At 59.7% G+C, this 13,963-nt stretch carries 11 protein-coding genes; 6 read left to right on the top strand and 5 right to left on the bottom strand.

Features of this window, described 5'->3' with window-relative positions:
• Positions 1–8 precede the first annotated feature (8 nt).
• On the bottom strand, positions 9–908 hold the full coding sequence (locus tag BS627_RS00490; protein ID WP_003522616.1) for a LysR family transcriptional regulator: 900 nt from the start codon (positions 906–908) through the stop codon (positions 9–11).
• Between the two features lie 134 nt (positions 909–1,042).
• Between BS627_RS00490 and BS627_RS00485 the strand changes: the two genes are divergently transcribed.
• From BS627_RS00485 to BS627_RS00470, 4 genes are all read left to right on the top strand, one after another.
• Positions 1,043–1,852: an alpha/beta hydrolase fold domain-containing protein gene (locus BS627_RS00485; protein ID WP_077981598.1), complete on the top strand. Its 810-nt coding sequence runs from the start codon at positions 1,043–1,045 to the stop codon at positions 1,850–1,852.
• Positions 1,853–1,908: 56 nt separating this feature from the next.
• Complete coding sequence (locus BS627_RS00480) at positions 1,909–3,099, top strand: efflux RND transporter periplasmic adaptor subunit (protein ID WP_077981377.1); 1,191 nt, start codon at positions 1,909–1,911, stop codon at positions 3,097–3,099.
• 132 nt (positions 3,100–3,231) lie between these two features.
• Positions 3,232–6,426 carry an efflux RND transporter permease subunit gene (locus BS627_RS00475; protein ID WP_077981376.1) on the top strand — a complete coding sequence of 1,065 codons (3,195 nt, stop codon included), beginning with the start codon at positions 3,232–3,234 and terminating at the stop codon, positions 6,424–6,426.
• Positions 6,427–6,714: 288 nt separating this feature from the next.
• Complete coding sequence (locus BS627_RS00470) at positions 6,715–6,912, top strand: hypothetical protein (protein WP_165691082.1); 198 nt, start codon at positions 6,715–6,717, stop codon at positions 6,910–6,912.
• A gap of 33 nt (positions 6,913–6,945) precedes the next feature.
• Here the strand turns inward: BS627_RS00470 and BS627_RS00465 are convergent, their stop codons facing one another.
• Positions 6,946–7,791: an endonuclease/exonuclease/phosphatase family protein gene (locus BS627_RS00465; protein ID WP_077981596.1), complete on the bottom strand. Its 846-nt coding sequence runs from the start codon at positions 7,789–7,791 to the stop codon at positions 6,946–6,948.
• Between the two features lie 49 nt (positions 7,792–7,840).
• Complete coding sequence (locus tag BS627_RS00460) at positions 7,841–9,301, bottom strand: phospholipase D-like domain-containing protein (RefSeq protein WP_077981375.1); 1,461 nt, start codon at positions 9,299–9,301, stop codon at positions 7,841–7,843.
• Between the two features lie 224 nt (positions 9,302–9,525).
• On the opposite strand from BS627_RS00460, the gene pdxY reads away from it, so the two are divergent.
• Positions 9,526–10,401, top strand: a complete 876-nt coding sequence (gene pdxY, locus BS627_RS00455) for a pyridoxal kinase PdxY (RefSeq protein ID WP_077981374.1) — start codon at positions 9,526–9,528, stop codon at positions 10,399–10,401.
• A gap of 170 nt (positions 10,402–10,571) precedes the next feature.
• Positions 10,572–11,213, top strand: coding sequence for a carbonic anhydrase (locus BS627_RS00450; protein ID WP_077981373.1), 642 nt, complete (start codon positions 10,572–10,574; stop codon positions 11,211–11,213).
• A gap of 283 nt (positions 11,214–11,496) precedes the next feature.
• On the opposite strand, the gene BS627_RS00445 is transcribed toward BS627_RS00450, so the two are convergent.
• Both BS627_RS00445 and BS627_RS00440 read right to left on the bottom strand, forming a co-directional pair.
• Complete coding sequence (locus tag BS627_RS00445; RefSeq protein ID WP_077981372.1) at positions 11,497–12,312, bottom strand: lytic murein transglycosylase; 816 nt, start codon at positions 12,310–12,312, stop codon at positions 11,497–11,499.
• A 215-nt stretch (positions 12,313–12,527) separates the two neighbouring features.
• A complete protein-coding gene (locus BS627_RS00440) occupies positions 12,528–13,562 on the bottom strand; it encodes an aspartate-semialdehyde dehydrogenase (protein ID WP_077981371.1) in 1,035 nt (344 codons plus the stop codon).
• Positions 13,563–13,963: the final 401 nt, after the last annotated feature.

Here is a 13,963-nt window from a genome sequence, read left to right as displayed (position 1 = left end):
TGGCCGCCTCAGACCAGGCCATGCACCAATTTGGCCAGCCAGTCGACAAAAACGCGCACCTTGTTGGTTACATGCCGGGTCTGCGGGTAAACCACATAGATCGGCATCGCCTCCCGTCGCCATTCGGAAAGCACCGGCACCAGTTCTCCCCGCGAAAGCGCATCCTTTACCATGAAGACGGGAAGCTGCACGATACCCATGCCGGCCAGCGCGGCATTGAGATAGGTACGGCTGTCATTGACCGAGACGACATAATTCGGGGTCAACTCGACGCTGCGCACACCGTTATCGAAGGAGGCCGGCATGATCTGACCGGTGGTGGCATTGAGGTAGCCCACCGAATAATGCTCCTTCTCCAGATCCTCCGGCTCTTGCGGCATGCCGAAATTTTCGATGTAGGACGGCGAGGCGAATGTCTCGAACCGGAGTTCGCCCACTTTACGGGCAATCAGCGACTGATCGCGCAGCACGCCGACGCGCAGCGCACAGTCGACATTCTCCGCTATATAATCGACCAGACGGTCACCGACACCGAGGTCGAGGCGGATTTGCGGATAACGCTGGTAAAATTCGCAAAGATGTGGGATAACCACCAAGTCCGCGAAGACACCGGCCATTTCCACCCGCAACCGGCCGGAGGGCTGCACCTGCGCGCTGGACATGCTGCCGTCAAGTTCTTCGATTTCCGATAAAATCTGTGAGGCCCGCTCATAATAGAGAGCGCCGTCCGTTGTCAGCATCACCCGGCGCGTGGTGCGGTTGAGAAGTGTGGTGTGCAAATGCGCCTCCAGCGCTTGCACCATGTTGGTGACGGTGGTCTTCGGCATATTCAGCGCTGTCGCGGCGCGGCTGAAATTGCCGGTTTCCACGACCCGCGTAAAAACCCGCATGGCGGAGAGCTGATCCATGATGAGATTATCCGTCTTTATGGAATAGTGTTTTCATTTTAGAGCACTTGATCGTTTTTCTCCGAACAATAATATGAATTTCAGATTTTGCAAATATGGTGCGCCTCTCATGGTGGTGCACGGGACCGGATCAGATGAACGCGCACTGGGAAAACATCAAAAGCTGCGGGGGCCTCGCATCCCAGCTTTCCGTGCGCCGATATGAGGGTGCAAAGCTTTGCAGCCAGCCGCCCGTGGTGCTTTACCTGCGCGGCGGATCGTTTTTGCAACCCGGTCTGGAGCCGGGCGGTAATTGCCCCGAGCTTCCGGTGGCCCGCGCGCTTGCGGAAAGCGGCGCGGTGGTCGTGGAAGCCGACTATAGCAAGCCGTCCGGCAACGAGTTTCCGATGGTTATCGACTGCGCCTATGAGGCGCTCGATCATCTGAGCCGGGATCGTAAACATTATGGCGGCGCGAAATCGCTGCTGTTCGTGGCCGGCGAAGAGGCTGGCGGCAATGTGGCGGCGGGGCTTGCCTTGAAGGCCCGTGACCGCATGCCGGGCAAACTCGCAGGCCAAATTCTTCTGTCGCCTATGATCGACCCGATGATGACGACGGAATCCTTCCGCAACGCGGACAGGATCGGCATGCGCCAGCGCTGGGCCGATGGCTGGAGCCATTACCTTGCCAAGGCGTGCGGGTTTTTCCACCCCTATGCCGCGCCCTGCCAGTGCACGCGGCTGAACCGGGTGGCGCCGGCGCTGATCTTTACCGCCGAGGATGACCCTCTGCGCGACGAAACGGTCAATTATGGAGACCGCCTCATCGCCTCGGGTGTCAGCGTCCGGAGCCATGTTTTCCCCGCCGGCATCGGCTGGACGGGGCTTTATCAAGGAGAGGGCGGCGGATGGGTCTCATCCGTCTGTTCGGAGTTCAAGACTTTCGTTGACCAGTTAAAACACTGAAAATTCGCATTTATTTATGAACGACCTGCTCCCGATCGGGGGCCAAGGAGATACCCATGACGCTGAACACAAAGCGCCGGGCCCTGACGGGCGCCGGTATCGGGCTTGCCATGTCCGTTGCAGCCGCAGCACTGTTTTTCGACCTCCCCACCAGCCGTGACGCGACGGCCGCTTCCACGCCGGCTGAAACACCGGCAATCCCGGTCACCGTCGCCAAGGTGGAAAGCCGCGACGTGATGCGCTGGGAAGAATTTTCCGGCCGTCTCGAAGCCGTCGACCGGGTGCAGATCCGCTCCCGCGTCGCCGGCCAGATCAAGGCCGTGCATTTCCGCGAAGGTGCGCTCGTCAAGGAAGGCGACCCACTCTTCACCATCGACCCGGCCCCTTATCAGGCCGCTGTTGCCGGTGCTGAGGGACAGGTCGCTTCCGCCGAAGCCAAGGTAAGCCTTGCAAAAACGGAACTGGAGCGTGGCCGCCGGCTTTCCGACAACCGCACCATTTCCCAGAGCGATCTCGACCAGCGGCAAAGCTCGTTTGCGGATGCGCAAGCCCAGCTTCGCGCTGCCCGCGCAGCACTCACCACGGCTGAGCTCGATCTCGGTTACACCGAAATCCGCGCTCCGGTTTCCGGCCGGGTCGGCAGGATCGAAATCACCGCCGGCAACCTCGTCGCTGCCGGCTCTACCTCGCCGGCGCTCACGACGCTGGTATCGGTCAACCCGATCTATGCCAGCTTCAACGCCAGCGAAGGCGTTGTAGCCAGGGCGCTTGCCGAACTGCCGAAAACCGATGACGCCCTGCCCGCCCTCGAACAGATCCCGGTGGAAATCGGCACGCTTTCGGATGAGGGTACGCCGATCAAGGGTACGCTGCACCTGATCGACAACCAGGTGGATTCGGCAAGCGGCACCATCGGTGTCCGCGCCGTCTTTGAAAATCCGGACGGCAGGCTGATCCCCGGCCAGTTCGTGCGGGTACGCATGGGTGAACCGAAGCCGGAAAACCGCATCGTCATCAGCGACCGGGCCATCGGCACGGATCAGGACAAGCGGTTCGTCTTCGTGGTGGACGCCGAAAACAAGGTGAGCTACCGCCAGATCAAGCCGGGCGCACCGGCTGACGGCCAGCGCATCATCGAAAGCGGCCTTGCCGCCGGCGATACGATCGTCGTCAACGGTCTGCAACGCATTCGCCCCGGCGCGACCATCGCACCGCAGACGGAAGACAAGGTTGCTGCTTCGCAGTAACCCGCCCCTTTGATCAGCAGGCGTCCCGCGCTGTCGCGAGACGCCCCCTTTAGACAGAACCGGCCTTCACCGGCGGCAGGATTGCCGCCGGAACGGCCTTCGCATTCCCAAAGACCCGGAGAGGGACTGGATATGAATATTTCCAGATTTTTTGTCGACCGGCCGGTATTCGCCGGCGTGTTGTCGATCCTGATTGTGGTGGCAGGCCTTCTCGGCATGCGCGCCCTGCCGATTTCGGAATATCCCGAAGTCGTTCCGCCATCTGTCGTCGTGCGCGCCACCTATCCCGGTGCGAACCCGACCGTTATCGCTGAAACCGTCGCGACACCGCTGGAAGAACAGATCAACGGCGTCGAGGACATGCTCTATATGGGCAGCCAGGCGACATCGGACGGCGTGCTGACGCTGACCGTGACCTTCAAGCTCGGCACCGACCCCGACAAGGCGCAACAGCTGGTACAGAACCGCGTGTCGCAGGCCGAACCGCGGCTGCCGGCGGAAGTGCGCGCACTCGGCATCACCACCGTCAAAAGTTCGCCGGACTTCATCATGGTCGTCAACCTCGTCTCGAAAACCGACGACTACGACATCACCTATCTGCGCAACTATGCGACGCTGAACGTCAAGGATCGCCTCGCCCGCATCGAAGGTGTCGGCCAGGTGCAGGTCTTCGGCGCAGGCGACTATTCCATGCGCGTATGGCTCGACCCGCAGAAGGTTGCCGAGCATGATCTGGCTGCAAGCGATGTTTCCGACGCCATCCGCCAGCAGAACGTGCAGGCCGCAGCCGGCGTCATCGGCGCTTCCCCAAGCCCGAATGGTGTCGACCTGCAGCTCAACGTCAATGCCCAAGGCCGTCTGACGACGCCGGAAGAATTCGGCAACATCATCGTCAAGAGCGGTGCGAACGGCGAAATCACCCGCCTGCGCGATGTCGCCCGCATCGAGCTTGGCGCTGCCGACTATACGCTGCGCTCGCTGCTCGACGGCGAACCCGCCGTGGCTGTCGCCGTGCTTCAGGCCCCCGGTTCCAACGCCATCGAAATCGCCGACAATGTCCGCGCGACCATGGATAATCTGCAATTGGCAATGCCCGATGGCGTGAAATACGAGATCGTCTACGATACGACGAAATTCGTGCGCTCCTCCATCGAGAAGGTTGTCGATACACTCCTCGAGGCCGTTGGCCTCGTGGTGCTTGTGGTCATCCTCTTCCTTCAGACCTGGCGCGCCTCGATCATTCCGCTGATCGCCGTTCCGGTCTCGATCATCGGCACCTTCGCCGTCATGTATGCCTTCGGCTTCTCCATCAACGCCTTGACGCTGTTCGGCCTTGTGCTTGCCATCGGCATCGTGGTGGATGACGCCATCGTGGTCGTCGAAAACGTCGAGCGAAACATCGAAAACGGGCTCTCACCGCGAGATGCCACCTATAAAGCCATGCGTGAAGTCTCCGGCCCGATCATCGCCATTGCGCTGGTTCTGGTCGCCGTCTTCGTGCCGCTTGCCTTCATTTCCGGCCTGTCGGGTCAGTTCTACCGGCAGTTCGCGCTGACGATTGCCATCTCGACCGTCATTTCGGCCATCAACTCGCTGACGCTGTCACCCGCGCTTGCGGCCCTGCTGCTCAAGGAACATGGTGCCCCGAAAGACTGGCTCACCCGTTTCATGGACAAAATCTTCGGCTGGTTCTTCCGCGGCTTCAACCGCGCCTTCGGTGCCGCCTCCAACGGCTACGGCAAAACTGTCGGCGGGCTGGTGACGCGCAAGAGCCTTGTCATGATGGTCTATATGGCGCTGGTGGCCGCCACCTACGGCATGTTCACGACAGTTCCGAGCGGCTTCGTGCCGGCGCAGGACAAGCAGTATCTGATCGGTTTCGCCCAGCTTCCCGATGGCGCAACGCTCGATCGCACCGAAAGTGTGATCAAGCGGATGAGCGCGATCGCCATGGAAACGCCCGGTGTCAGCCACGCCATCGCCTTCCCCGGCCTGTCGATCAACGGCTTCACCATCGGCTCCAATTCCGGCATCGTCTTTGCGGTTCTCGATGATTTCGAAAAGCGCAAGACACCGGAACTCTCCGGCGGTGCCATCGCCATGCAGCTGAACCAGAAGTTCGCCGGCATTCAGGATGCCTTCATCGCCATGTTCCCGCCGCCGCCGGTCAACGGTCTCGGCCAGACAGGCGGCTTCAAGCTGCAGATCGAAGACCGCGCCGGTTACGGTTACCAGACGCTGGATGAAGCCGCGAAGGCCGTGATCGCCAAGGCATATCAGACCCCGGAGCTGGCAGGCATCTTCTCCAGCTACCAGATCAACGTGCCGCAGCTCTTCGCCGATCTCGACCGCGCCAAGGCGGAACAGCTGGGCGTCTCCGTCAGCGACGTCTTCCAGACGCTGCAGATCTATCTCGGCTCGCTCTATGTGAACGACTTCAACGCCTTCGGACGCACATACAGCGTGCGGGTGCAGGCAGATTCGCAGTTCCGCGCCCATGCCGAAGACATCGGCCGTCTGAAGGTTCGCTCGGCGACCGGCCAGATGATCCCGCTGTCGACGCTGCTGAAGGTGGATGCAACGACGGGGCCGGAGCGCACCAACCGTTATAACGGCTTCCTTGCGGCCGATATCAACGGCGGTCCCGCACCGGGCTTCTCCTCGGGACAGGCTCAGGCGGCTATGGAGAAGATCCTTGCCGAGAACCTGCCCGCCGGCATCGATTACGAATGGACCGACCTGACCTACCAGCAAATCCTGGCAGGCAACTCCAGCATCGTGGTCTTTCCCTTGGCGCTGCTGCTCGTCTATCTCGTGCTCGCCGCGCAATATGAAAGCCTCACCTTGCCGATTGCGATCATCCTGATCGTCCCGCTCGGTGTGCTTGCGGCCCTCACGGGCGTCTGGCTGACGGGAGGGGACAACAACATCTTTACGCAGATCGGCCTTGTCGTCCTTGTCGGTCTCTCGGCGAAAAACGCGATCCTGATCGTGGAATTCGCCCGGGAGCTGGAATTCGAAGGACGAACACCGCTTCAGGCGGCCATCGAGGCAAGCCGGCTTCGCCTGCGCCCGATCCTGATGACCTCCCTCGCCTTCATCATGGGCGTGGTGCCGCTGGTCGTCTCGACAGGTGCCGGTGCGGAAATGCGTGCCGCCATGGGCGTCGCCGTCTTCTCCGGCATGATCGGCGTGACGTTCTTCGGCATCTTCATGACACCGGTCTTCTACGTGCTGGTGCGCAAACTGGCGGGCAACCGTCCGCTCATCCAGCACAGCCGAGAAGAACCGGCCAATTCGGACTACAAGCTCGAAAAGGCCGGCTGAGGCCGACACCTATCCACCGCAACCTTCGACGCAAGCCCGCCGCGCATCCCAAGATGCGCGGCGTTTTTCATGGTTGGGGCGTTCATGCGACATCGCTGAAATAGAATCTGTTTCAAATAGTTAAGTAGAGATCAAACTTATATTGCGCCGCATTAAAACTGACAAAAGGCAATATATCCGCAAGGGTCACCCGGCGCTGAAAGAAACAATGCTATTTTATGCTTTATATTTTGTGGTAATTTTCGAAATCAGGGTGATTCGGACTAAATGATTTAGTTCAGGGGCGACATGATGGAGCAGGATTACGAAAACTGGGCAACCACCGTTGCCTATTCGATTGTGATGCATGAGGGGCTTGATCTCGCCCTTTCCGCGCAAAATCTCGACAGGGGCAAAACCCGGAGCAACCGGGAGCGGCTGATGGAAGCCATCCGCACCTCGCTGCTTGAAGCCCGTTCGAGAAGCGGCCAGTTGACGACGGCGTGAAGGACCGCCAGTCGCGCCGGATACGGTAGCGGCTCAGGCCGGAAACAGGTCGGTCCGGATCGCCGCTTTCAGCGGCAGATGGTCCGAGGCGATGCGCGCCAGCGCGCTGTCATGCGCCTCCACCTGCTCGATCAACCCCTCACGATTGGCGATGATCCTGTCGAGCGCCAGCACCGGCAGGTTGGACGGAAAACTCGGCACAGCCGGCGGCAAAGCGCCGAAAGCATCCCGGAACGTATTGAGCGACGAACCATTTCCGAGGCGCCATTCGTTCAGGTCTCCCATGAGGACGGTCGCGCATTCATTGCGCGCTTCGAGAAGGCTGATCAGTGCTTTTGCCTGCTGAGCGCGGGAATGTCTGAGAAGCCCGAAATGGGCGGCGATGACCCTCAGCGTGCCGCCGCTTTTCAGGTCCAGTTCCACGACGAGCGCACCGCGCGGCTCCAGCCCCGGCAATTTCAGCGTATGCACATCCCTGACCGCGCCTTCCTTGAACAGCACGACATTACCGTGCCAGCCATGGGCCTTCACGCCGGCCTGCACGGGCACGGGAATAAGGCCGCTTTCCCGCTCCAGCCGGGCGAGATCGAGCAGGCCCGTGCGCTCGCCGAAACGGCTGTCCGCTTCCTGAAGGGCGATGATGTCAGCGCCGATTTCCTGAATGACGCGGCTCGTGCGGTCGGGATCGAACTTGCGGTCGCGGCCGACGCATTTATGCACATTGTAGGAGGCGATGACGGGAAAGGAATGATCTTTGGTCGCTGGCGCCGCATTCTGGCGCTGGCGGCGGTCGCGCAGCGACTGCATGACGAAGGCGGACAGGCTGGTGTTTTTCGTCAAGGCCGCTTTTTCATCATCCAGCAAACCGTTCTTTTTCACGCGTTTATGCCTCCGGTCTCGCGCAGCGCCCTGCCGGACGCACCGCACACTAAAGATAAGGCGAAGCGAGCCACAGGACACGCTCCACAAAACGGACAACGAATGGCCGCGCATTCAGTTCGCTGAGCCGCACGGGCAAGGCGGTTGCCCGTGCATCCCGGATGCGCTCGCCGATTGTCGCGGCGAATTCCTCATCCATAACTTCGAGATCGATCTCAAAGTTCAATCGCAGCGAACGCGGATCGAGATTGGAAGAGCCAATGTAGCTCCAGCGCCCGTCAATCACCAGAAGCTTGGAGTGATTGAAAGTCCCCGTCGCCCGCCAGATGCGGCAATAGTTCCTCAGCATCTGGTCGAACTGCGCCGTCATCGCCCTGTCCACAAGCACCAGATTGTTGCTTTTCGGCACGATGATATCCACCACCACTCCCCGCCTTGCTGCGGTTATGAGCGCTGAAATAAGCTCCCTATCGGGGAGAAAATAGGGCGACATGATGAGAATGGAGGAGCGGGCGACGGAAAACGCGCCCATCAGCATCTTGTGACTGGTCTCGATGCTTTTGTCTGGCCCCGAGGAGCAGACGCGGGCGACGATTTGCGAACCCGGCACGCCGTCGGGAATGGCGATATCCCAGACTGGCGCATCCAGAAGCTCCCTTGTCGTGAACCGCCAGTCCTCCGCCGCGATGGAGAAAAAATCCGATACAACCGGCCCGGTGATCTTGAAATGCGTGTCGTGCGACCGGTTTTCTCCGCCGAATTCCTCTGTGAACCCCTCACGGATATTCATGCCGCCGCTGAACGCGATGCGACCGTCCACCACAAGAATCTTGCGGTGGGTACGCAGATTGGCATAGGGCAGCCGCAACCCCATGATGACATTGCCGTTGAAGACATCGCAGACGATGCCCTTTTCCCTGAGCGTCGGCAGGATGCTCGGCACGGAATAACGCGCACCCACCGCGTCCACCAGCACGCGCACCTCCACGCCACGGACCTTCGCCCTTTCGAGCGCGGCGACAAAACGCGCGCCGATCCGGTCATTGTCGAAAATATAGGTTTCGATAATGATCGACCGCTTCGCTTCCCCAATGGCCTCCAGCATGGCGGCATAGGCGGCATCCCCCGTGACCAGCGGCTCTATGCCGTTACCGGTCGTCAGCGCATGGCGGGTTACCCGGTCACCCAGCGTCTTCATTGCCTCGAAACGGCGTCCGAAGCGCGCGGCTATCGTCTCGCCACTGGCGTCCAGACGCGCCACACGATCCATGATCTCGTCCTGCATGAAGGACCGTTGCTGCGTGATGTTGGACCGGCGAATGCGGTTAATGCCGGCAATGGCATAAATGACCGCGCCGACGATGGGCGACAGCACGATAACCCCGACCCAACCGAGCGCGGAGCGGACCTCCTCCTTCGTCATCGTGGCATGCACGGCGGCCACGGTTCCCATCAAAATCGAGAGAACGGCAAGGATATGCGGCCAATAGGCAATGACGAGATCGAGCATGGTACAACTATAGAGTACTTCGGCAATCTCGCAATGACAGGCAGGTAGTGCTGGCAGAGACAAGAACCTGACAGCGCCATGCTTTTGCGGGACAGACCCTTGCGGGATTAACGGTGGAAACCGGCCTTGCGATATGTCATGAGAGCGCATCTTGATCTTTGGGCAGTGGCAAGGCGGGGTGCACTTGCGGGCTTTCTGCCTCGTTTGAAAGCAAGAAGGCCGTGATGCAGGAAAATACACAGGGCGCCGTCATCGTCATTTCCAGCCATGTCATGCGTGGCTCCGTCGGCAATCGTGCCGCTGTCTTTGCGCTGGAGACACTCGGTTATCCGGTTTGGGCGGTGCCCACCATCGTCATGCCCTGGCATCCCGGCCACGGCCCTTCCACCCGGATGCGCTTTCAGGACGACGATTTCGACAAGGCGATGACCGACCTCGAAAACGCCAAATGGATCGGCGAGGTCAAGGCTGTCCTGACCGGTTATTTCGGCAGCGCGGCGCAGGTGCGCTCCGTCGCAAGGCTGATCCGCAATCTGAAGGAAAAGAACCCATCGCTGATTTATGCCTGTGACCCGGTCATGGGCGATCTTGGCGGGCTTTACATTCCGCTTGAAACAGCGGAAGCCATCCGCGATCACCTCATCCCGCTTGCCACCGTCGCCACGCCAAACCGTTATGAACTGGCCTGGATGAGCGGCGCGGAACTTGAGACCAACAATGCCATCATGGATGCCGCGCTCGCACTCGGCCCCCCGAAAATGCTGGTCACCTCAGCCGTCCCGATGATGACGGGCGGCACCGGCAATCTTTATCTCAGCGGCCGCCACGCACTGCTTGCCGAACATCGCGCCATCGAGAATGCGCCGAACGGCCTCGGCGACCTGATGTCGGCGCTATTCCTCGCCCGTCTGCTGGAAGGCGTGGATGACGAAAAGGCGCTGCAGCTCGCAACCGCCAGCGTCTTCGAAATTCTGGCCCGCACCAAAAAACGCGACATGAACGAACTGACGCTGGAAACGGATTCTTCAAGCCTCTCCACACCCATGGCCATGGTGCAGATGCGTCATCTCTTGCATCCTTCGCGCAGCAAGCGCAAATAGCGGCTAGAGCATTTCCAGGCTGGACCTCGGTTTTCCGTCAGGAAATGCGGCAAAAAGGAGTTGGAGCAATATCGCGGTTCGAAGAACAGCGAGAATGCTCCAAAGGATTGGTCTTCAACGCACCGAGTTCTTCTCTTGATCTCGGTCCAACCACAACGGTAATGCGATAGATGAAAGATTTTCCGGAAAACCTTCTCAACGGCTACAAGAGCTTCATGAGCGGCCGCTACGCCGATGAGCGCGAAAGATACCGCGTTCTGGCAGATACCGGACAGAAACCGCAGACCCTGTTCATTGCCTGTTGTGACTCCCGCTCCGCGCCGGAAACCATTTTCGACTGCGGACCGGGAGAGCTTTTTGTCGTCCGCAACGTCGCCAACATGGTGCCGCCTTTCGAGCCCGACGGCCAGTACCACGCCACCTCGGCGGCCATCGAATACGCCGTTCAGGTTCTGAAGGTGAAGGATATCGTCGTCATGGGTCACGGCCGCTGCGGCGGCATTCAGGCGGCGCTCGATCCCAATCTCGAGCCGCTGTCTCCCGGCGACTTCATCGGCAAGTGGATGAACATGGTCAAGTCCGCCGCCTCGCAAATCCAGAGCAACGACGTCATGACCGCTTCCGAGCGGCAGACCGCGCTGGAACGGGTCTCAATCCGTAATTCCATCGCAAACCTGCGCGGTTTCCCCTTTGTCAAGGCGCAGGAAACCGCCGGCAAGGTGAAACTGCACGGCGCATGGTTCGATATTTCAACCGGCGAATTGTGGGTGATGGACGGCAAAACGGGCGATTTCCGTCGTCCAGACCTGTGATAAACAGGTTTTAGGTTAAAGGAGCGACGAGGTCGTATCAGCCACAAGTACCAACGGTTACCAACCTCTCCGTCGGCCACCAAACTCTCCTTCGGCTACCAACCTCTCCTTCGTCATCCTCGGGCTTGACCCGAGGATCCATTGCGCGTCAGGTTGTGGATCCTCGGGTCAAGCCCGAGGATGACGTCGATCATGCAGGGAACCTCTGTCAGACACGCCGTGGCTGGATGCCGGATCAAGTCCGGCATGACGGAAGTGAAACTTTGGCTGTTAGAAAACGGCCTTATTGGCCGTCGATCGCCTTGCCGATAAACGCAATCGCCTGCTGATAGACGCTGGCGGCGTTCCAGCCCTGGATGGCCGCGTAATTGGCCTGTCCCTGCTGATAACCGGCACCGCGCTGCCAGCCATGGCCGACGAGGAAGTTCGCGGTGGAAGCCAGCGCGTCGGCGCGCGAGCCGACGAGATCGATCCGGCCGTCGCGGTCGAAATCGACGCCGTAACGCACGACGTTCAGCGGCAGGAACTGCGTCTGGCCGATTTCACCATGGGCAGCACCCTTGGCATTGACGTTCAGCGAACCGCTGCCGACGAGCTTGAGGGCCGCATAAAGCTGCTCGGTGAAATAATCCGAACGACGGCAATCGAAGGACAGCGTCGCCACGGCGGAAAGCGTATGCTGGTTGCCAAGGAAGCCGCCAAAGCCGGTTTCCATGCCCCAGATGGCGAGCAGCGGACCGGCCGGCACGCCATAGGCGCGCTCGATGGACGCAAAGAGAGAAGCATTATTCTTCTTCATCGTCTTGCCGCGCGAGATGATCGTCTGACCGCCGCGCTTCTGCATGAACTGTTCGAAGGACAGCTTGAAGCTGTGCTGGCCGCGGTCAGCGCGGATCGTCGCCTGGTTGTAGGAGACGCCGGAGAAAGCACGGTCGAGCACCGAGGCGCTGACGCCGCGGCCCGTCGCTTCCTGCTTGAAGGCTCTGACCCAGGCATCGAAGCCCGCCGAAGTGTTGCCGCATTGCGCAGCCATCACCGGCGCCGCTGCCAGAACCGAAACCATGGCCGCACCAGCCAGAATTACCTTCATTGCCCGCATCAAAATCTGCCTTCGATATACTTTGGGGAGTTTTTCCCGAGAACCAAACCGTCAATACTGTATGATTCAGGTGCCAAAACTGTCTTTTGGCGGCCTAAATTGCCTTTCGGCAGCAAGGCCTGCAAATAAACTGGCCGTGATCGTCGCCAATTATGAAACCCGCCTGCCCCACACAGAACAGACGGGTTATACTTAACGAACCTTAAAAAATCGTATCAGGCTGCCGCCTTGCGGGGCTTGATGAGACCACGATTGATCAGGAGTTCGGCGATCTGCACAGCGTTGAGAGCCGCACCCTTGCGCAGATTGTCGGAAACGACCCACAGGTTGAGGCCGTTTTCGACCGTCGCATCTTCGCGGATGCGCGAGATATAGGTCGCGTCCTCGCCGGCGGATTCAACCGGGGTGATGTAGCCGCCGTTTTCGTGCTTGTCGATGACGAGGCAACCCGGCGCTTCGCGCAGGATGTCGCGCGCCTGATCGGCAGTGATCTCGTTTTCGAACTCGATATTGACCGATTCCGAATGGCCGATGAAGACCGGAACACGCACGGCCGTGCAGGTTACCTTAATCCTCGGATCGAGCATCTTCTTGGTTTCGGCCAGAACCTTCCATTCTTCCTTGGTGTAGCCGTCTTCCATGAAGACGTCGATATGCGGAATGACGTTAAAGGCGATGCGCTTGGTGAACTTCTTGGCTTCCACCGGATCTGCCACGAAGACAGCGCGGGTCTGCTGGAACAGTTCGTCCATGCCTTCCTTGCCGGCGCCGGAAACCGACTGGTAGGTGGAGACGACGACGCGCTTGATCTTGGCGAAGTCATGCAGCGGCTTCAGCGCAACGACCAGCTGTGCCGTGGAGCAATTGGGGTTGGCGATGATGTTCTTCTTGGTGAAGCCTGCAACCGCATCGGCGTTCACTTCCGGAACGATCAGCGGAACGTCCTGATCGTAGCGCCATGCGGACGAGTTGTCGATGACGACGCAGCCCTGCTGGCCGATCTTCGGCGACCACTTCTTGGACACATCGCCGCCAGCTGACATCAGGCAGATATCCGTGTCGGAAAAATCGTAGTTTTCGAGGTTCGAGACCTTCAGCGTGCGGTCGCCATAAGAGACTTCCGTGCCCTGCGAACGGGCGGAAGCGAGCGGCACGACTTCATCGGCGGGGAAACCGCGTTCGGCCAGGATATTGAGCATTTCGCGACCGACGTTGCCGGTGGCGCCTGCAATTGCAACTTTGAAACCCATGATCAAGCTCTCTTTCTGTCTCTCCTCTTTTTGGTGAGGTGGGAACCCGCATCAGATCGCGGCTTCCTCGATCCCCAGCCAAACCGGGGAGAGAGCGGTGGCCAGAGACGTTAGACGGTTTTAATCGTCGTTTTGGCCGTAATTCGGGTAGAATGAGAAAGGCGCGGATCATCGCCGGCCAATTGTGCCGGTCCTTCCATGACGAACATGTCTGCAACATGCATGCGCAAGGTGATGCTCCTTCTTCGCGAGAAGCTATTAGAAGGTTTCTCGGTTGTGTCAAGAAAAAAGGCGCTTGCGCAAACAAGCTGTAATCAGCCCCGCGACATTTTCGGGACGCTCTATATTAGACTAAAGTCATAATCCGAAAGCATCGCTCTTACTGGGGTTAATTTTCTGTC

Origin of the sequence: Agrobacterium salinitolerans (genome assembly GCF_002008225.1) — a bacterium.
Taxonomy (GTDB): Bacteria; Pseudomonadota; Alphaproteobacteria; order Rhizobiales; family Rhizobiaceae; genus Agrobacterium; species Agrobacterium salinitolerans.
This window is presented reverse-complemented; position numbering and strand designations above follow the sequence as displayed.

Excerpts from the sequence above, each read along its gene's own strand:
- BS627_RS00460 (WP_077981375.1), bottom strand. The coding sequence starts at position 9,301 with ATGCTCGATCTCGTCATTGCCTATTGGCCGCATATCCTTGCCGTTCTC.
- BS627_RS00450 (WP_077981373.1), top strand. The coding sequence starts at position 10,572 with ATGAAAGATTTTCCGGAAAACCTTCTCAACGGCTACAAGAGCTTCATG.
- BS627_RS00440 (WP_077981371.1), bottom strand. The coding sequence starts at position 13,562 with ATGGGTTTCAAAGTTGCAATTGCAGGCGCCACCGGCAACGTCGGTCGC.
- BS627_RS00475 (WP_077981376.1), top strand. The coding sequence starts at position 3,232 with ATGAATATTTCCAGATTTTTTGTCGACCGGCCGGTATTCGCCGGCGTG.
- BS627_RS00470 (WP_165691082.1), top strand. The coding sequence starts at position 6,715 with ATGATGGAGCAGGATTACGAAAACTGGGCAACCACCGTTGCCTATTCG.
- BS627_RS00445 (WP_077981372.1), bottom strand. The coding sequence starts at position 12,312 with ATGCGGGCAATGAAGGTAATTCTGGCTGGTGCGGCCATGGTTTCGGTT.
- BS627_RS00490 (WP_003522616.1), bottom strand. The coding sequence starts at position 908 with ATGGATCAGCTCTCCGCCATGCGGGTTTTTACGCGGGTCGTGGAAACC.
- BS627_RS00480 (WP_077981377.1), top strand. The coding sequence starts at position 1,909 with ATGACGCTGAACACAAAGCGCCGGGCCCTGACGGGCGCCGGTATCGGG.
- pdxY (WP_077981374.1), top strand. The coding sequence starts at position 9,526 with ATGCAGGAAAATACACAGGGCGCCGTCATCGTCATTTCCAGCCATGTC.
- BS627_RS00485 (WP_077981598.1), top strand. The coding sequence starts at position 1,043 with ATGAACGCGCACTGGGAAAACATCAAAAGCTGCGGGGGCCTCGCATCC.